This window comes from Streptomyces sp. NPDC127108 (assembly GCF_042677545.1).
Taxonomy (GTDB): Bacteria; Actinomycetota; Actinomycetes; order Streptomycetales; family Streptomycetaceae; genus Streptomyces.
The window spans coordinates 87,102-106,777 of record NZ_JBHXTE010000024.1 but is presented as its reverse complement, the minus strand read 5'-3'; the positions used below and the strand labels follow the sequence as shown (position 1 = coordinate 106,777).

The window sequence follows — 19,676 nt, the reverse complement described above, 5'->3', positions numbered from 1 at the left end:
GGGGGGCGGGCCCCCCGGGGCCCCCGCTTTCCCCCCGTCGGGGGGCCGCCCCAAAACCCCCGGGGGGGTCTAATGGGGGGGGGGGGGGGCCGGGGGGTCGGGAAGGGCGGGCAGGTGGGAGAGACGGGTGGGCGTGGGCGCGCGCTTACGCGCCCGGCAGCGTCCAGACGAAGTCCGCGTGCAACGTGCTCGGGGCCTCGGCTGGTCGAAGTCCGCGTGCGCAGTGCTGGGAACCTCGGCTGGACGGAGTCCGCGTGCAACGTGCCGGGGGCCTCGGCTAGACGAAGTCCGCGTGCAACGTGCTGGGGACCTCCACCGCGTACGCGTCCAAGGCCTCGTCGAGTTTGATCTGGCCGCGTTTGAGGAGTTCCAGGAGCTCGTTCTGGGGGCGGTAGAAGCAGGACTTGCACAGGTCGGTGCGGTTGGGGTTGGTGGCTTCCCACTCGGCGCGCGGGCCGCCGTCGAGGACGGTGGGGTAGCCGAGGTCGACCACGTCACCGATGCGGTAACGGCTGTTGAGGTGGACCTGCGGGCACGGGTAGAGGTGCCCGTCGGCGCCGACAGCCGTCACGAAGCGGCTGTAGTGGCAGCGATCGAAGTCGCCCTCGACCTCCTCCACCTGGTCCATGGGGCCGCGGTCCAGCTTGGGCACCGACACCTCGAAGGCGTCCGTGGACATCGCGGCGGCCTCGACGAGCGAGCCGGAGATCTCGGCCATGACGGTCTCGATGGTCTCGTGCCCCATCGCGCTGTAGAACTCCGGCTCGAAGCGGACGTAGTGCGCGCCGGACTCGTGGGCGATGCGGGCCGCCTCGACGATCTCTCGGTAGTTCTGCATCGTGATCACGTAGTTGAAGCCGATGCGGAAGTCCGGCGCCACGGCGTTGTCGCGCAGCTTGCCGATGGTCCCGATGAACTTGGAGAACGTCTGCTCGCGGTCGCGCGTGATGTCGTTGAACGTCGCCTCGGTGCCCGCGTTCATGCCGACGCGCACCCAGGTGTGCGTCGCCGTGACACAGTCGGCGACCTTGGGGCGGCCCAGCCGGGAGCCGTTGGTGATCAGGCCGATGTGCAGGCCGCTGTCGTGCCCGGCGTAGCAGATGTCCGCGTAGCCCGGATGGATGGTGCACTCGCCGCTGCCGCAGAAGGTCACGGCACGGCCGTCGTTCTCGGCGAACTCCTTGAGGAGCGTGATCGCCTTGTCGGTGGTGAGGGAGTCCTTGAACGAGAACAGGTCGTAGAACTGCTCCTCGTTCGGTGAATGGAAGTTGCAGAAGTTGCAACGCATATTGCAGGCGCCCATGATGCCGATCCGCATGTGGACCGGTTTGATCTCCTCGCCGGCGACGAATCGTCGTAGGAGATCACCGTGCGCCATGACTTTCTGGGGCGAGTGTGCTTGATCGAGACTGACGTCCGGGAGGCCTTCGCCGTTCCGGGGCGCTGCCATGGTGATATCGCGGGCACCTTCAGTGCTGTTCACGAACCCCTCCACGCGCTTTTGGCGACGTTTTGCGTTGTCCGATCGACGTCCGCGACAGTAGGAGAGCGCTTCCTGGAGTGTCAATGGGTCTAGACAACCAGGAAGTTGAGTAAACATCTATCGCGCCATGGGATCAGGCCAAATGTGCCGGGCACGTGTTCTTGTCACGTGCCAAGGCACGTCGCACGGCACGTCGGACGCCGTTAATCGCCGCTGTGGGGCAGGTCGGGAATCCTCGGGGCGGGTCGCGAATCGGCGGGAGCGGGTCAGGAATCGGCGCGGGTCACGTCATCGGGGCACGGGTGCTTGAACGTCTTCTCGAACGTCCGGAAGGTGTCCTGCGCCTTGCGGCCCGGCACGGCCGGGTACTCGATCACCGGGACGGGCTTGCATACCGGCCACTGATCGGTGTCCTCGGTGTCGGTGGACTTCTCGAAGCCGTACGTGCCCGCGGCGCCCTGGAGACAGCCGATGCAGCGCGTGGAGTCGCCGGTGTCGACGATGCTCGCGTCGATCAGCGTGTTGTAGACGTCGTCCTTGGTCGGCGTGCGCGCCGGGTCCGGTGTCCTGGTGGAGCTGCCGGTGGGCTCGTTCGCCTCCGAGTACGAGCGGTCGAAGGCGTTGGCCAGGAGCATGAACGCGTCGTGGTACATGATCGCGTAGCCGTCGTCGAGGGACTTCGCGCCGAGGTCGTAGGGCTCCTTCAGCTTGTTGTAGACCGAAAGGAAGCCGCCGAGACCGTCGGGTGCGGTGCTCTTCTTCTGCCACCACTCACTCGTCACCGAAGCGGCGGCGACCATCGTGGTCTTCGTGTCACGGAGCATCTGTGTGAGTTCGGGGGTGGTGAGCGTCGGGTCGAGACCGATTCCCACCTTCAGGATCCGCACGGGGTTGCTGCGGTCACAAGAAGGCTCCTGTGACAGGCGTTTCACGAGTGCCGGGAGATCCTGGTCGCGGCCCGCGAAGAACACCGTGTCGGAATCTGTCACGCAGATCTTCTGCGCGGCGGACTGGAATCGCTGCGGGATACCGGCGTCCGGGCCCGTCGAGCCCAGGAACGACGCCGACCGCTTGCGCAGCCCGTACGAGGCGCCGAATTTCTTCTCGATCAGCTTCTGCAAATTGCGCGAGTACACATCGTCGGGGCGGCTGTCGAAGACCAGGAAGCCTTTGCCCGCGCCCCGGTTCTTCTTCAGGTACTGACCGAGCGCGTCCGCGAGGAGGTCGTTGTTCGGTGAGGTCTTGAAGAAATAGGGGGCGTTCATGTCGGCGGAGGTGATGACCGGACCGACGGTCGCGATACGGCGGTCGCTCAGCGCCCGCATCGCGTCCCGGGTCTCGGGAGTGCTGCTCGGCAGGCCCATCACCCCGACGAGCGGCGACTCCCGGTCGTCGGTCAGGTCCTCCAGGTCGTCGACCACCGGCTGCCACTTGTCGAGGTCCTTGCCGTCGGGCGCCATCAGGAGCTGATAGTGCGGCCCGCCGCCGCTGTTGGTCCGCAGCTGGGCCGCGTGCGCCCCGGCGAGTGCGCGGCGGATCATCGGCGCGGTCATGGCGCTCGAATCGTCCGAGGTGAACGGCATCATCAGCGCGATCCGGCCGTACGGTATCCGGGTCTGGCCCTTCTTCGGCGACTCCCAGGCCTTCTCCACCCGGGTGTTCTCGTCCGCGACGGCCCGGATCAGCCCTTTGATGTCGTCGTTCGCGTCGAACGCCGAGTCCGTGACGCCCACGCACTGGCCGTCACGCTTGGCGAGACCCCCCGCGCAGTCCTCGGGGCGGGTCGCCAGATACACGATCACGCCCACGGCGATCAGGACCAGCGGCACCAGGACGGCGATGGCCTTGTCGAGGGGACCGAACCCGTTGCGGCGGCTCAGGAACATGCTTCCTCACAGTTCGGGCAGCGGGAGGGGACGCTTGTCGCGGGCGGCGGCCGGCCAGGTGCGGGCGGCCTGGCTGAGCACCGCCCGCCACGTCTGGTGCCGCAGCGACAGGAAGGCCAGCTCGGCTCCGACTTCGGCGCAGAGGTCGGCCTCCGGCTCGGCCAGCGCGTCGGAGAGGTACCACAGGCCGTGCAGCAGCCTGTTGATGCAGCGGTCGATCTCGTCTATGTCGTGGTAGCGGTCGTCGTGGGCGCCCGCGGCCATCGCGGCCCGTTCGTCCTCCCAGTCCGCCGACGGCGGTGCCGGTGCCGTCGCCGCGTAACTCAGGCAGTTCAGCCAGCGCAGCGCGCTCTGCCGGTCCTGCTCCGACTGGAACTCCTCGGACAGCGCGGCCACCACCGTCTTGGCGTCCCCGGCCGCCAGCGTGTGGCGCAGCGCGTCGGCCTCGCTGTCCTCGCCGCGCGTGGTGTGGTGGCGGCGCAGGAAGCCGTGGATCTCCTGCCAGCCGCGGCGCGAGTCGGCGCCGTGCGAGGTGCGGCGCGCCTCGTGGACCAGGAGCGTGTGAAGGAGCGGGTCGGCGGCCAGCGGGCGGTCCTGCGGGGTGTCGTGCTGCCAGTGCTCGGCCTCCAGATAGTCGGCCGCCGCGTTCGCGGGCAGCTGCTCGGGGCCCTCCAGGCGCAGATGGGCGGCCAGGGCCTGCGCGGCTGTGCTGTCGCGGGCCAGGGACAGGGGCACCAGGCGGGAGCGCTGCTGCGGCGAGGGGAGCAGCCGCTCCAGGATCGCCTGGGTCACCGGGGGGCCGTCGGGGGTGGTCAGTTCGAGGAGGTTGCGCGGGCCGAGCGGTCCTTCCGGCGGGCGCGGACTCGCGCCGCGGGACGCGGTGGCGCGGGTGTGCTCCAGGACGGCGTCGCACAGCACGCCGCTCGCCAGCGGGTGCCCGCCGGTGAGGGTGTGCAGCGCGGACGCCAGATACGGGTGCAGCGGCGCGGACGCGGCGTCCAGCATCAGCAGGATGTCGTCCCGGCTGAGCGGTGTGAGCGGTACGACGAGCAGCCCCGCCGACGGGGCGTGACCGGTGCGCCGCCAGCGCGTGGAGGCCACCAGGTCCGGCAGCTCGCGGTGCGCGGCCTCGGTGGCCTCCGGCGGCGCGTCGCCGAGCCGGGTGGCGACGACGACCAGCGGGTCGTGGTGGGCGGCGCCGGGGCGGGCGCGGTATTCGAGGATCAGGTCGACCAGGCGGGAGCCCGCGGGGGAGTGGGTGTTGTCGAGCAGGGTCACGGGGCGCGGGTCGCGGTTCAGGCGCTGCCACTTGCTGCGGGCGGCGGCGATGTCCTCCAGGAAGGCGTGCACGAGGGTCTGTTCGGCCGCGTGCCGGTAGTCGCCGCCGCGGCGGAACCAGTCGGCGAGGCGGACGAGCCCGTCCTGGCCGTCCGCCGCCGCGCCCGCGGCCGTGGACTCGGACTCGGCGTACCGCTCCTGGTACCACTGGCGCAGCGGCGCCGCGGCGCGCGAGCGTGTGTACCGCTCGAAGTACTCGGCGAGCGCCGCCTGCGTGGCGGCGTGCGCGCCGGGCCGGGACCCGGCGCCGACACCCGCGCCGGGCGCGTCGTCCAGCCGGGCGCGCAGCCGGACGGCCCACCGCTGGGCGACGTTCGCCTCGGTGCCTGACTCCAGGTGGCAGGCGATCAGGAGGCGGGCGATGCGGGTGGTGGCCCGGGTCCGGCCGTCCGCGGTGCCGCCGTGGCTCGCGAACACCGAGATCAGGCCCGGCAGGAGCAGCGGGAATCGCCTGCCGAGGCCGGGCGCGAGGGAGCACACCAGCTCCTCAAGGAGCTCGACGACGAGCGCGCAGGACGCGGTGTCGACGAGGGCGAGCGGCAGCCGTCCGGAGTAGTGCCGCTCCAGGGCCCGCAGCACGGCGGTGCGACCCATGCCGTGGCGTCCGGTCAGGAGGACGAGCGGCAGGTCCTTGTCGTGCTCCCAGGGCACGCGGGCGCGTTCGGCGTAGGCGAGACCGGTGAGGCGTGGGAGGAGGGAGTGGAGGAGCGGATCGCGTGCGTACAGCCGAGGCGTTTCGGATGTGTGCATCTCGCCGGATTCCGCTCCCGTCCCTGGCCGCCCGCTGGTGTCTCGTCCCGCCGGTCCCGCGGGTTCCGTGCCGCTCCTTCGCCGTTCCTTGCCGGGGTCAACTGCTTTGAGGGTGAAAGAAGTTACACCTCCCACTATCCCCTGGCCAGGGCTTACGGGCGAGCCGATCGGGCATATTACGGCGGATCCGTGACACGGTGCGGTATGCGGTCGGGGGCTCCCGGCGGAGCGGGTCCGAAGCCGGTCGGACGGCGGTCGGAAGAGGGTCGGACGACGGTCCGTGGACGGTCTGATTCCGGTGCCTTTTCGGTCGGCCGTCGCTCAGGTGTCGCTTGGATTCGGATCGGGAGCGGTCGAGAACGGGCGCGCGGCGGGGCGCGGCAGCGGGACGCGCGCGGGGGCGTACTCCCAGCCGCGCGCGATCGTGCCCTCAGTGCCTCGGCCGCACCATCAACTCCACCCGCGCGGGCAGCTCGTCCGCGTGGTGCACCTCGCCCGGATAGTCGAGCCGCACCCGCCGCAGCGCGGGAAGCCCCGCCAGATGCACCAGGTCGACCGTGTCGAACAGGGAGAGGTGGACGTCCTCGAGGCCCGGCAGGCGGCGTGCGATCCGCCGCAGCGACACCGCGGCGCCGGGCCGCGCGCGCACGTCGAGGCCGGTGAGCTGCGGGATGCGGGCGCCCGGCGGGAACAGCATCATGCTCAGCTGCTCGTGCGAGAGCCGCAGGGTGCGCAGCGCGGGCAACTGGGCGAGCAGCGCGTCCCAGTCGTCCGGCCGCAGCCGGTCGCTCGCGTTGTGCAGGCGCAGCTCGCGCAGCTCCGTCAGGGCGGTGATGGCGGCCAGTTCGACGGCGTCCGGCGGCAGCGAGAGCAGCTTCAGCGAGCCCGGCCGGGGCAGGTCCCGCAGCCCGCGCCAGGGCACCGCGGCGCCCAGGAGCAGCGAGTCGAGGCGCGGGCACGCCGAAAGTCGCGCGAGGGGCTCCAGTTGGGGCAGGTCGGCGAGGGTGAGGCGGCGCAGCAGGGGCAGCCGGGTCAGCGGCGCCGTGTCGCTGATGGCGCGGCAGCCGTGCAGGGCCAGGGCCTCCAGGTCGGGGAACGCCGACAGGAAGCCGAGCGACGTCAGCCGCACGTTGCCGCGCAGGCGCAGCTCGCGCAGCCCCTCCGCGTCGAGCGCGCCCACGATGTCCTGCTCGGAGAAGTCGCCCTGGAGCACCACGCGTTCGTACCCGGACATCGCGCTGAGCGCCTTCAGCTCGGTGGCCGAGCGCACCGTGACGGCCTCGCCCGCACCGGCCGCGAGCAGCGGCTTGATGATCTCCTCGGCGTAGGCGTCGGTGTCGAACCGGTCCCAGTGGGCGAGGAGCTGGGAGCGCACCGCGGGCTGCCGTGTGGTGATGAACTCGCGCAGCCTGGCCATGGCCGCGTCGCCGCCGATGCGGCAGATGGCGTGGACCGTCGTGACCTCGGCGTCGCCCGTGAGGCTCTCGGCCCCGGGCAGCAGGCCGAGCAGCAGCGCCCCGGTCTCCGCGAGCGCCCTGGCCTCGCGCATGCTGCGGGGCGGCAGGAGCTGCGCGGCCCGCTCCTCGACGGTCCGGCGGACCTCCGGGTCGAGGCGGGTGGCCTGGCCGAGGGAGGCGAGCGCGAGCAGCCGGAGCCGGGCGCGCACCGTGTCGTCCTCCTCCCGGTCGGCGCGGCCGGTGAGCCGGGTGAGGATGTCGGCGCGCTCGTCGGGCCGGGCCTGGGCGACGGCCATCTGCAGGACGTCCTCCCACTGGTCGACGTGGGCGTGCGCGACCAGGACGCCGATGTCGTGCTCCTCCAGGGCGGCCTTGGCGCCGAGGAAGTCCTGGAAGGTGCGGTGGATGAAGTCCACCGCGCCCTCCGCCGGTTCGCGCAGCAGGCCGGTGCGCACGAGCAGCAGCCGCAGCACGTCGTCGGACGTGCCGACGGCGGCGAGCTGCGGCACGGACGGGCGCAGCTTCTCCACCAGGTCGACGGCGTCCTGCCGGCGCAGGATGGTGCGTTCGTTGCGGATCAGCCAGTACGCGAGCCGCTTCAGGGGCTCCGTCGCGGACATCTGGTCCAGCGGCGGGGGCTGGCGGCCGTACAGGTCGCGTTCGCGGTCGCGGCGCTCCAGGAGCATCGAGAGGGCGGCCTCGTACAGCGCGATCCGGCCCGGCGGCAGGAAGCCGCGGCGTTCGCGGTGCAGCGCGCACATCAGGGCGCACAGCAGCGGGTTGGTGGACAGACGGCTCAGCTCCGGCGAGGCCCGCAGCAGCGGAAGCAGCTTCCCGGCGAGTTCGTCGCCCGCCCCGGCCGCCTCGTGCCAGCGCCGCACGAACCGCCGTACGTCGCCCGGCCGCATCGGCGTGAGCGTGAACTCGCGGAAGCCCTCGCGGCCGAGCCAGTCCCGGGGCAGCGCGGAGGGCCGCGTCGTGACCAGCCACAGGTTGCCGGGGAATGCGGAGCGCAGCTTGGCGAGCCAGGCCCGCGCGCGGGGCCGCTCCGCCTCCGGGATCTCGTCGACCCCGTCGATCAGGAGCATGCCGCGGCCCGCCTGCAGGACCCGCACCACCCAGCCCTTGGGTTCGCTGCCCGTGAGCGGACAGCCGAGCCACTTCAGGAAGCCGTCCGGCATGGGCAGTTCGGTGTCCTCGCGGGCCAGCGTGCGCAGCGGGAGGACGAACGGAACCCGGCCGAGGAGCTGCGGCAGATGGCCGGGCACCCGGTCCTGCTGGGCGGTGGTGATGGCGAGCCACTGCACCAGCGTGGTCTTGCCGGTCCCGGCGACGCCGCGCAGCAGCACCCGGTCGTGCGCGGCGAGGGCCGCCTCGACGGGGCCCGCCGTGCGCTCGGACTCCGGGTCCGGGTCGACGCTGCGGCCGTCGGAGTCGCCGTTGCCCGCCCCGGGGACCTGTTCGGCGGGGTCGCGGGCGGGCGCGGCCTCCAGGCTCAGATAGGCGGTCTCGAGGGGCCAGGCCTGGTTCTGCGGGTCGTGCAGGTCGACGCCGTGGATGGTGAGGCTGCTGTGCTGGCCCATCACATAGTCGGCGTAGGCCTGTTCGAAGTCGGTGTCCTCGGAGAGCGTCGCGGGCAGCCGCTCCAGGAGCAGCCGCAGTTGCTCCTTCTGCTCGCTCAGGCTGCGGCGCAGCTCGACCTGGGTGCGGGCCTCGAAGCCGGGGCGCTTGCTGAACTGGTGGACCAGGTGCAGACAGGCGGTGACGAGCAGCCGGTCGTGCAGGCGGGCGGCGTCGGTGCTGAGCAGCGCGCGGGTCTCGGGGGCGCTGGCGCGGACCAGGGCGGCGGCCAGCTTCTCCGGGCCGAGGTCGAAGGCCTGCACGTCGTCCATGTCGAGTTCGCCGAGGGCGCGCAGGGTGTGGCCGAGGGCGTAGCCGACGGCGTTCTGCTCGTCGGGCGCGATGGGCGGGTCGTGGGGGCCCGCGGCGCGCATCGCGCGGCGCACCAACTCCCGGGCGAGCTGGTAGAGATCGGCCTCGCTGAGGACGCGCTTGTCGCCGGTGAACGACAGGAGCCGCCCGATGCGCACCGGCCGCTCGCCGAACTCGGCTCCCGGCAGGCTCTTGGGCGGCAGCAGTAACCGTTTCACCAGCGGCACCATCACCGACGACGCGATCCGCAGCCCCACCGTGCCGGCGTCCACTCAAGCCCCCGTCCGTGACCAGAACCGCCTTCTGGGCACCTTAGACCGTGGTCGCCGACGGCGCACCGAGGTCGCGCGGAGCACCCGGGGCGCGACTGCCGGGCGGCGGCGCGCGTCGGTTAGCCTCACGTGGTGACGACATCTGCCGCATCCCGACGGACGCCGAGGCTGTTCGGCATCAGTGACCTGCACATCGCCTATGCCGAGAACCGGAAGTTCGTCGACGAGCTCTGGCCGGAACACGAGGGTGACTGGCTGATAGTCGCCGGTGACATCGGCGAGATGATGAGCGACATCGAGTGGGCGCTGCGCACCCTCACCGAGCGCTTCGACACGGTGATCTGGTCGCCCGGCAACCACGAGCTGTGGACGCCCCGCGACGACCCGAACCAACTGCGCGGCGAGGCCCGCTACCGCCACCTCGTGGAGCTGTGCCGCGGCCTCGGCGTGCACACCCCCGAGGACCCGTTCCCGGTCTGGCGCGGCGAGGGCGGCCCCGCGGTGATCGCGCCGCTGTTCCTCCTGTACGACTACACCTTCCGGCCCGCGGGCAAGCACACCAAGAAGGACGCCCTCGCGTACGCGTACGAGACCGGCGTGGTCTGCACGGACGAGGTGCTCCTGCACCCGGATCCGTACGCGACCCGCGAGGACTGGTGCCGGGCCCGCGTCGCCCTCACCAAGGACCGGCTCGACGCCCTCGACCCCGAGCTGCCGACCGTCCTCATCAACCACTGGCCGGTCGTCCGCGAGCCCACGCGCATCCTGCACTACCCCGAGTTCGCCCTGTGGTGCGGCACCGAGGCGACCGCCGACTGGCCCGTGCGCTACCGCGCCGCGGCCGTCGTCTACGGCCATCTGCACATCCCGCGCACCATCTGGCACGAGGGCGTTCCGCACGTGGAGGTCTCCGTCGGCTATCCGCGCGAGTGGCAGCGCGAGCGCCACCCCTCGCCGCGGCTGCGGCAGATCCTGCCCGCACCGCGCCCCACCGGGACCTGACACCCGCGCCGACCTCCCCTTCGCCTTCGCCACCTGTCGCCTCCGACGATCTCCGTCGTTTGCGTCAGGGGGCTGTCAGCGTCCCTCGCCGAGTCTGAGCGCACTGCGAACAGAGTGCACAGACCGACGGATGCGACAGGGGAGCAGCTTGATGCGGTCGAATGCGAGAGTTCACGCGGATACGTACGTGCACGGCGGTGCGTCCGTTCACGGGGGCACCGAAGTCGGCGTCACCACGGGTGACTTCGGTGGCTCCAGTTGCTTCGGCGAGGGACTGGTCCGGCCATGACCAGTCACCAGGTGCAGCTGCTCTTCCTGGACGTGGCGCTCATCCTGGCGCTCGCCCGCGGCCTCGGCGCGCTCGCGGCGCGGATCGGACAGCCGCCCGTCGTCGGGGAGATCCTGGGCGGCATCCTGCTCGGGCCCACACTGTTCGGCGGGCTCTTCGCGGACCACCTGTTCCCGTCCGACGTGCGCCCGCTCCTGACGGCGCTCGCCGACATCGGCGTCGCGCTGTTCATGTTCGTCGTCGGACTCGAACTCGAACACCGGGTCCTTCGCGGCCGCACCCGGGTCAGCGCGGGCGCGGCCCTCGGCTCCACCCTGGTGCCGTTCGTCCTCGGCGTCGGCCTCGCGATCTGGCTCCTGCGCGACCACGGCACGCAGCAGCGCACCGCGTTCATCGTGTTCATGGGTCTCGCCGTGTCGGTCACCGCCTTCCCGGTGCTCGCGCGGATCCTCGCCGACCGCGGCCTGTCCCGCACGGAGATCGGCGGCATCGCGCTCGCCACGGCCGCCCTCGTCGACGTGGTGGCCTGGTCGGCGCTCGCCGGGGTGCAGGCCGTGGTCGGCGGGGCCGACGACTACTGGCGCGTGACGCTGCTCATCCCGTTCACGGCGCTCCTCGTCGCCCTGCGGCCACTCCTGCGGCGCGTCCTCGACACCGGCGGCGCCACGGGGCTGAGCGCGAACCGGCTCGGCTTCGTCCTCGTCGGCGCGCTGCTCTGCGCCGCGGCCACCGAGGCCATGGGCATGCACTACATCTTCGGGGCGTTCCTCTTCGGCGTCGTACTGCCGCGCGACGGCGCGGGGGTGCTGCGCGACGAGGTGTGCGAGCGCACCGGGCACGTCACGTCGCTGCTGCTGCCCGTGTACTTCGTGGTCGCGGGCCTCAAGGTCGACCTGCGCGGAGTGGGCGTCGGCGGGCTCCTCGAACTCGCCGTGATCCTGCTGGTCGCCGTCGCCGGGAAGTTCGGCGGTACCTACATCGGGGCGCGCTCGCAGGGCCTTTCGCCGCACGGAGCGGGCAGGCTCGCCGCGCTGATGAACACCCGCGGCCTCACCGAACTCGTGATCCTCGGCGTCGGCCTGCAACTCGGCCTCCTGGACCAGTCGCTGTACTCCCTGATGGTGGTCATGGCCCTCGTCACCACGGCGATGACGGGCCCGGTGCTCGGGTTCCTCGACCGGCGGGGGGCACGGCAGGACGGCGTGGCCGGGGGCGGGGCCGCCGGGCGTACGGCGGCGGGCGGAACGGCGAAGGGGCCCGGGACGGCCAAGGCCCCGGCGGCGGGCACGGCCTCCGCGCCGACCACCGCCTCCGCGCCGACCGCGGTGTCCGTCGAGGACAGCGTGGCGGCCGAGCCGGGAGGGGTCCGCACCCGGGACCGGACATAGAGTGGATGGCGCATGCCATCAGCGGTCGCCGCTCCCCGGCGGACCGTCCGCGCGGTACGGCCGCGTGGTACGGGCCCCGGGGAGCGGCCGCGCCGCCCACCCGCACGAGGGGACGCCGCCCGTGAACCCAAGCGCACCCGCCTCCCACGCCGCCGACGCGCCCCCCGGAGGCAGCGCCGATCCCACCGGTTCCCCGGCCGCCGCCCCGACCGGCGCCCGCTTCACCGGCAGGGTCGCCGTCGTCACCGGCGGCGCCTCCGGCATCGGGGCCGCCACCGCCGTGCGCCTCGCCGCCGAGGGCGCCGCCGTCGTCCTCTCCGACGTGGACGCGGGCCGCGGCGAGCCGGTCGCCGAGGGCATCCGGGCCGAGGGCGGCACCGCGGTGTTCGTCCGCGCCGACGTCGCCGACGCCGCCGACTGGGACCGGGTCCTCGCGGCCGCGCACGGCTTCGGCCCCGTCGGCGTCCTCTCCAGCAACGCCTACGCCTGCGAGATCGCCCCCGCCCACGCCCTGACCCGGGCCTCCTGGGAGCACCAGCTCGCGGTGAACCTCACCGGCGCGTTCCTCGGCTTCAAGGCCGCCCTGCCCGACCTGCGCGCCCACCGCGGCGCCGTCGTCCTCACCTCCTCCGTGCACGCCCACACCGGCATCCCCGGCCGACCCGCCTACGCGGCGAGCAAGGGCGCCCTGGTCTCCCTGTGCGGACAACTCGCCGTCGAGTACGGGCCCGAGGTGCGGGTCAATGCCGTCCTGCCGGGGCCGATCCTGACGCCCGCGTGGGGGGACGTGGGCGAGGCCGACCGGGCGCGCAGCGTCGAGGGGACGGCGGCCGGGCGGTTCGGTGTGCCGGAGGAGGTCGCGGCGGCCATCGCGTTCCTCGCCGCCGACGAGGCGTCGTACGTCACCGGGACGAGCCTGACCGTGGACGGCGGCTGGAGCGTGGTGAAGGAGTCAGCCTGAGCGGTCCCGGCCGCCGCACCCCCTGGTCCACCCGAGCCCGAACTGCCGCGCACCGCACCGCACCGCACCGCACGCCGCCCCGAGCGAGGAGAGACGGACACACCATGATGATCGACCGAGTGGAGACCTTCCTCGTCCCGCCCCGCTGGCTGTTCTGCCGCGTGCAGACCGACGACGGCGTGGTCGGCTGGGGCGAGCCCGTCGTCGAGGGCCGCGCCGAGGTGGTGCGTACCGCCGTGGACGTACTCGCGGAGCATCTGATCGGGAAGGACCCGCTGCGGATCCAGGACCACTGGCAGGTGCTCACCAAAGGCGGCTTCTACCGCGGCGGCCCCGTCCTCTCCAGCGCCGTCGCGGGCATCGACCAGGCCCTGTGGGACATCGCGGGCAAGACGTACGGCGCGCCCGTGCACGCCCTGCTCGGCGGGCCGGTGCGGGACCGGGCGCGGGTGTACGCGTGGGTCGGCGGCGACGAGCCCGCCGTGCTCGCCGAGCACATCGCCGAGCAGGTCGAGGCGGGCTTCACCGCCGTGAAGATGAACGCGGCCGGAGCGACCTCGCCGCTCACCACGCCCGCCGAGACCGCCGCCGTCGTCGACCGCGTCGCCATCGCCCGCGAGGCACTCGGCCCCGACCGGGACGTGGCCGTCGACTTCCACGGCCGCTTCACCCCCGCGAGCGCCCGCCGTGTCCTCGCCGAACTCGCCCCGCTGCACCCGCTGTTCGCGGAGGAGCCACTGCTGCCCGACCAGAGCCACCTGCTGCCCGCCCTGGTCGCGGCCAGCCCCGTCCCCATCGCCACCGGCGAACGCCTCTACAGCCGCGCCGAGTTCCTGCCCGCCCTGACCGCGGGCATCGCCGTCGCCCAGCCCGACCTGTCGCACGCGGGCGGCATCACGGAGGTCCAGCGGATCGCCGCCCTCGCGGAGACCCACGGCGCGCTGCTCGCCCCGCACTGCCCGCTCGGCCCGATCGCGCTCGCCGCGAGCCTCCAACTCGCCTTCACCACGCCGAACTTCCTCATCCAGGAGCAGAGCCGCGGCATCCACTACAACAAGAGCGCCGACCTCCTGTCGTACGTCGTGGACACCGAGCCGTTCCGCTTCACCGACGGGTACGCCCACCGCACGACCCTGCCCGGGCTCGGTGTCGAGGTCGACGAGGCGGCCGTGCGGGCGGCCGACCGGAGCGGGCACGCCTGGCGCAACCCCGTGTGGCGGCACCCGGACGGTTCCTTCGCCGAGTGGTGAGGCACGCGAGGGCGGGGGGAGGGCTTCGCTCGTCGGGCCGCACGACCCTGTTGCCGAGGCGCGCGGCACACCTACCCTGGTAGCCGCCCGAGGGGGGAGCCGCATGAGCGAGCCTGTCCGCAACACCGGCCCCGGAAAGCGCGACACCGGCCCCGGCAAGGGTGAACGCGTCGCCGACTGGGCGGACGGCCGCCTCGGCGTGCACACCCTCGCCAAGACCCAGATGCGCAAGGTGTTCCCGGACCACTGGTCCTTCATGTTCGGCGAGATCTGTCTCTACAGCTTCCTGATCCTGATCCTCACCGGCGTCTGGCTCACCCTGTTCTTCGAGCCGAGCGGCGTCGAGGTCGAGTACAACGGCTCGTACGAGCCTCTCAAGGGCGTGCTGATGACACGCGCCTATGAGTCGACCGTCGACATCAGCATGGAGGTGCGCGGGGGTCTGCTCATCCGGCAGATCCACCACTGGGCGGCGCTCGTTTTCGTCGCCGGGATGCTCGTGCACATGATGCGGGTGTTCTTCACCGGCGCGTTCCGCAAGCCGCGCGAGCTCAACTGGGTTTTCGGCTGGACCCTGTTGATGCTCGGCCTCATCACCGGCCTGACCGGCTACTCGCTCCCCGACGACCTGCTGTCCGGCACCGGTATCCGCTTCGCGCAGGGCGCCATCCTGTCCATCCCGGTCGTGGGCACGTACCTCTCCTTCTTCCTCTTCGGAGGGGAGTTCCCGGGCCACGACATCATCCCGAGACTCTTCGCCGTGCACGTGCTGCTGCTGCCGGGCATCATGCTGGGCCTGGTCGTCGCCCATCTGATCCTGGTCTTCTACCACAAGCACACCCAGTTCGCCGGGCCCGGGCGGACCGAGAAGAACGTGGTCGGCGCGCCCTTCCTGCCCATCTACGTCGCCAAGGCGGGCGGCTTCTTCTTCCTCGTCTTCGGCGTCCTCGCGATGATGGGCGCCATCGCCACCATCAACCCCGTGTGGGCCCTCGGGCCCTACCGCCCCGATCTCGTCGGCACCGGCGCCCAACCCGACTGGTACCTCGGCTTCTCCGAGGGCCTCATCCGCGTGATGCCCGGCTGGGAGATCAACGCCTGGGGCCACACCCTGCAGTTGGGCGTCTTCATCCCCTTCGCGCTGTTCCCGCTGATCATGGCGGCGATCGGGGTGTATCCGTTCATCGAGGCCTGGATCACCAAGGACAGACGCGAACACCACATCGCCGACCGGCCGCGCAACGCGCCCGTCCGCACGGGCCTCGGCGTGGCCTGGCTGACGCTGTTCGGCGTGCTGATGATCGGCGGCGGCAACGACCTGTGGGCGACGCACTTCCACCTCTCCATCAACGCCATCACGTGGTTCGTGCGCATCGCCTTCTTCGTCGCCCCGCCGCTCGCCTTCGTCGTCACCCACCGCATCTGTCTGGGGCTCCAGCGCCGCGACCGCGACAAGGTCCTGCACGGCCGGGAGAGCGGCATCATCAAACGTCTCCCGCACGGCGAGTACGTCGAGGTCCACCAGCCCCTCAGCCCGGCCGAGCGGTACAAGCTCACCGCGCACGAACAGCCCCGGCCCCTCGAGGTGGGGCCGCTGGTCGACGCCAACGGCGTGGCCCGCAAGGTGCCGCGCTCGGAGCGGCTGCGGGCCCGCCTCTCCCGGGCGATGTACGGCCCCGGCGCACAGGTCCCGAAGGCCACGGCGGAGGAGTACCGGCGGATCCACAGCGGGGACGGGCACCACTGAGACGCCCCGGTCCCGTGCTCCGCCCGGGGCGCGAGGTGGCGTTCCGTCCGGCGCGGCGCCCTGGAAGACTGCCCGGGTGGATTCGGTGGCCAACAACATCTCGGGCGGGACCTTCCGCGACGTCATCCAGGCGGGACACGTCACGGTGCGCGGGTGCGTGAGCGGTGAAGTGCGGGCCCCGCGCGTGCCGTTCATGGCACCCGCCGCGCCCGGACGGCTCGTCGACCGGCTCCCGGTGCGCGCCGCCCTGGACCGTGTCGCCGACGCCCGGACCGAGCGCGCCGCCGCCGAGGTCGTCGTGCTGACGGGCCCGCCGGGCATCGGCAAGAGCGGCGCCGTCCTGCACTGGTCGGCGCGGCGGCGCGGGGACTTCCCCGGCGGTGTCCTCTACGCCGACATGAGCCCGCGCGGCGCCCTGGAACCCGCCGACACCCGCTCCGTCCTGGAGTCGTTCGTCTCGGCGCTCGGCACCCCGCGCGCCGAGACACCCGCCGACCTGGCGCCGCTCGCCGCGTACTACCGCCACCTCACCGCGCACGAACCCTGCCTGGTGCTGCTCGACGACGTCGTGACGGCCGGTCAGGTCCTGCCGCTGCTCCCGGGACACCCGGGGAGCATGGTCGTCCTCACCAGCCGCCTCCTCCTGAACGGCCTGCGCTCCGTCCTGCCGGGGTCCGAACCCGTGTACGTGCGCCTCGCCGGGCTCGACGACGAGTCCTGCCGGGAACTGTTCCTGGACACGGCAGGCCGCGCCATGACGGCCGAACTCACCGACCGGGGCCGGGAGTTACTGCGGACCGTCATCCCCGCCTTCGCGGGTCTGCCCGCCGCCGCCCGCCTCGCCGGGGCGCGCGCAGCGGACCCGCTGGAGGGCGGCGTCGAGGAGTTCGTCCGCAGACTCCTGGCCCTGCCCACCTTCCAGGAGGCCCTGACCGTGCCCGACGACCCGCACGCGTACTCCCTGCGGTCCGTCTTCGAGGACTCCTACGCGGCGCTCGAACCCGCGACCGCCGCCGTGTTCCGCGGGCTCGGCCTGAACCCGACACCCGAGTTCGCCGACGCCCTCGTCGACGAGCTCGCGGGCGGCCCCGACGCGGGCGCCCGGGCGCGACGCACGCTCCTCAACGGCAACCTCCTCGAACGCCCCGCGCCCGGCCGCTGCCGCATGAACGGCCTCCTCCACGAGTACGCGGCCGCCCTCGCCCGCACGGACGCCGACGAGGCCGCCGCGGTGGCGGCCCGCGTCACCGGCTGGTACCTGCGGCGGGCCGCGGCGGCCGAACACCTGGTGTCGGGCCGCTGGCGCCGCGCCGAGATCTTCCGCCGACCCGCCCTCCTGGAGGGCGTGTTCGGCAGCGACACCGAGGCCCTGGACGCCCTCGAACCCGACCGCGAGAACGCCGCCGCCCTCACCGCCCTGGAGTTCACCCGAGGCCACGACCGCACCGTCTGCGATCTCGCGGAGGCCCTGCGCGGCTTCTTCTTCCGCCGCAAGCACCACACGCTGTGGGTGGAGGTGGCGGAACGGGCGGTGCGGGCGGCGGAGCGGCTTGGTGCTGCGGGTGCTGCGGGTGCTGCGGGCGTGGCGGGCGCTGAGGTTGCGGCGGGTGCCGGGAGCGCCGGGAGTGTGGGGTCGAGCCCGGCTGCCGGGGATGCCGCGGTGCCCGACGACGCCCCCCTCGTCCTGGCCCGCTGCCACTACGAGCTGGCGTTCGCGCTCTTCGACCAGGGCGGCGCGGAGAGCGTCGAACGGGCCGGTCATCACTACGGACTCGCCCTGCGCCACGCGCGTGCGGCCCGGCACGCCCGCACGGAGTCCTCCGCGCTCGAAGGCCTCGGCCAGGTCGCGGTGGAACAGGGCCGCCCGCAGGACGCCCTGAACAGCTTCCGGCAGGCGCTGCGCGCGCTCGGCGACCTCGCGCACCCGCGCGGCCGGGCGCTCCTCGAGTACCACATGGGGCGCGCGGCGAGCGCCGCCCACCTCCACGAGGAGGCCGCCGCGGCCCTGCTCGGCGCCCGCCGCCTCTTCGTCGAACTGCCCGTCCCCGACCGCTACAACGAGGCCCGCGCGCTGACCCGCTACGCCCAGGCCCGCCTGGCCGCCGACCGCGCCGACGAGGCCGTCGCCCCGCTGGACGAGGCGATCGCCCTCCTCCAGGAGCGCGGCGCCCCCAAGGAGGAGGCCGACGCGCGCCTCACCCGTGGCGACGCGTGGGCGGCCCGCGGCGACGAGGCGCGGGCGCGGGAGGACTGGCGGGCGGCGCTCGACACGTATCGCACGCTGGGGAGCGTGGGGGCCGCGGGGGCGCGGGAGCGGTTGGGGGAGGGGGCCGGCGGGTGACCGTCAGCCGCCGTACGCCACGGGGTCCGCGTCCAGGCGCCGCACCCGCAGGAGCGCCGGTACGCCGTCCGGGGTGAGCCGCACCCGCACCTCGCCCTCCCAGCCGTCCCCGTGCCGGAGCAGGCAGGCGTACACCGCGGACGCGGCGAGCGAGGCCGTGACCCACGCGGGCGGTGACTCCCAACGTCCCTGGAGGGGCGTGCCGTTGCGGGGCAGCAGGACGCACCGGCCGTCCTCCTGCGGCACGGCGACCAGAGCACATCCCGGGTGGGCCGTGAACAACTCCGCTGTCAGCACGGTGAGTTGATGTCCCCTTGCGGGGGTGCGGGCCGTGACCACGTCCGCCGCGTGGGCCCAGCGAGGCTCGGGCTCGCCCGCGGTGACGGAGACGTGGGCGTCGGTGAGTGGCGGGTGCGGGGTGGCGGCGGCACGGGCGTGGGCGGGGTGGCGCCGGATCAGCAGGTCGGTCGGCCCGGTGGATCCGGTTGGTCTGGTGGGTCCGGCCGGTCTGGTGGACCCATCCGGTTCGGTGGATCCAGCCGGATCGGTGGGCCCGGCCGGTCCCGCGGGCTCCGTCGGCCGGTCGGGCCCGGCGGCCGCGTCGGTGACGTCGTCCGTCGTCACCAGGGCCTCGACGAACAGGGGCAGCTCCACGGGCGAGCGGGGTGTCGGCGGCAGGTCCCGCGGTACGTCGACGGGGCGCGGCGCGAGCGGGGCGGTGGGCTCGTCCAGGTCGAGCATGCGGTAGCAGAGGCGGCGCAGGCGGGCCGGGGCCTCGCCCGGGTGGGAGGTGATCTGCGAGGTGACCGCGGCGAGCCGGGGGTCCGTCGGCTGGTCGCGCGCGGCGCGCTCCAGCTGGGCGGCGAGGGGGTGTGCGGGCGAGACGCGGGGCAGTGCGCCACCGAGGGCCGCCATGGGGGAGCCCGCCGCCACGCCGTCCTCGTCGAACGCCCCGAGCAGTCCGGGCAGGCCGAGCCCCGCCGCGTACAGCGTCACCGAGCCGTGGTCGCCGATGAACGCGTCCGCCGCGCACAGCGCCGCCTGCCAGGTGCCGCCCGCGGGCGGGGGGAGCAGCAGCCCGGCGTCCAGGTGCGGCCGCAGCCAGGAGCGGAGCTGCCAACCCCCGTGCCCGTACCAGGCGTTGGGGTGCACGGCGGCGAGGACGCGGAAGGAGTCGTGGGGCAGCTCCGCGAGCGCGCGGAGCACCAGGTCGCCCGCCGCGCCGAGGAGGGAGCGGCGGCCCCAGGTGGAGCTGAGGACGAGCAGGCGTTGGTCGGGGCGGACGCCGAGCGCGGCGCGGTACTCCGCGCGGAAGGGGAGGGAAGCGCGCAGCCGGTCCATGCAGGGGTCGCCGACGACGTGCGCCACCGGGAGGGCCTCGGGGCAGCCGACGCGAAGCCGGGCGAGCTGTTCCTCGTGGGAGAGGACGACCGCGGACGGTATCAACTCGCCCTCGTACACGAGCCATTCAGCCGTCAGACCGAAGGCTCCCGGCTCCCGGCTCCCGGCTCCCGGCTCCCGGCTCCCGGCTCCCGGCTCCCGGCTCCCGGCTCCCGGCTCCCGGCTCCCGGCTCCCGGCT

10 protein-coding genes and 1 pseudogene are annotated in these 19,676 nt (G+C 73.2%); 6 read left to right on the top strand and 5 right to left on the bottom strand.

All coding sequences use genetic code 11. From position 1 onward, the window contains the following. Positions 1–277 precede the first annotated feature (277 nt). The 4 genes from ACFVHO_RS21625 to ACFVHO_RS21610 all read right to left on the bottom strand — a co-directional run bounded on the left by ACFVHO_RS21625 (position 278) and on the right by ACFVHO_RS21610 (position 9,118). On the bottom strand, positions 278–1,378 hold the full coding sequence (locus tag ACFVHO_RS21625; RefSeq protein ID WP_385716857.1) for a radical SAM protein: 1,101 nt from the start codon (positions 1,376–1,378) through the stop codon (positions 278–280). Between the two features lie 371 nt (positions 1,379–1,749). Continuing rightward, positions 1,750–3,369: an ABC transporter substrate-binding protein gene (locus tag ACFVHO_RS21620; RefSeq protein ID WP_385716855.1), complete on the bottom strand. Its 1,620-nt coding sequence runs from the start codon at positions 3,367–3,369 to the stop codon at positions 1,750–1,752. 6 nt (positions 3,370–3,375) lie between these two features. Next, positions 3,376–5,457: an ATP-binding protein gene (locus ACFVHO_RS21615; protein WP_385716853.1), complete on the bottom strand. Its 2,082-nt coding sequence runs from the start codon at positions 5,455–5,457 to the stop codon at positions 3,376–3,378. Positions 5,458–5,887: 430 nt separating this feature from the next. After that, complete coding sequence (locus ACFVHO_RS21610) at positions 5,888–9,118, bottom strand: NACHT domain-containing protein (RefSeq protein ID WP_385716851.1); 3,231 nt, start codon at positions 9,116–9,118, stop codon at positions 5,888–5,890. A 132-nt stretch (positions 9,119–9,250) separates the two neighbouring features. Here ACFVHO_RS21610 and ACFVHO_RS21605 point away from each other — a divergent pair, with 132 nt between their 5' ends. The 6 genes from ACFVHO_RS21605 to ACFVHO_RS21580 all read left to right on the top strand — a co-directional run bounded on the left by ACFVHO_RS21605 (position 9,251) and on the right by ACFVHO_RS21580 (position 18,096). After that, entirely contained in the window at positions 9,251–10,120 is an 870-nt protein-coding gene (locus ACFVHO_RS21605) for a metallophosphoesterase family protein (RefSeq protein WP_385716848.1), read from the top strand. A 285-nt stretch (positions 10,121–10,405) separates the two neighbouring features. Next, positions 10,406–11,797 carry a cation:proton antiporter gene (locus ACFVHO_RS21600; protein WP_385716845.1) on the top strand — a complete coding sequence of 464 codons (1,392 nt, stop codon included), beginning with the start codon at positions 10,406–10,408 and terminating at the stop codon, positions 11,795–11,797. A 262-nt stretch (positions 11,798–12,059) separates the two neighbouring features. Continuing rightward, on the top strand, positions 12,060–12,758 hold the full coding sequence (locus ACFVHO_RS21595; protein ID WP_385716966.1) for an SDR family NAD(P)-dependent oxidoreductase: 699 nt from the start codon (positions 12,060–12,062) through the stop codon (positions 12,756–12,758). Positions 12,759–12,862: 104 nt separating this feature from the next. Further along, a complete protein-coding gene (gene dgoD, locus ACFVHO_RS21590) occupies positions 12,863–14,008 on the top strand; it encodes a galactonate dehydratase (RefSeq protein ID WP_385716843.1) in 1,146 nt (381 codons plus the stop codon). Between the two features lie 103 nt (positions 14,009–14,111). Continuing rightward, positions 14,112–15,755: a cytochrome bc complex cytochrome b subunit gene (locus ACFVHO_RS21585; protein ID WP_385716840.1), complete on the top strand. Its 1,644-nt coding sequence runs from the start codon at positions 14,112–14,114 to the stop codon at positions 15,753–15,755. An 85-nt stretch (positions 15,756–15,840) separates the two neighbouring features. After that, positions 15,841–18,096, top strand: a complete 2,256-nt coding sequence (locus ACFVHO_RS21580) for a hypothetical protein (protein WP_385716837.1) — start codon at positions 15,841–15,843, stop codon at positions 18,094–18,096. 3 nt (positions 18,097–18,099) lie between these two features. Here the strand turns inward: ACFVHO_RS21580 and ACFVHO_RS21575 are convergent. After that, positions 18,100–19,676 (bottom strand): annotated as a pseudogene (locus ACFVHO_RS21575) (hypothetical protein); the annotation flags it as partial.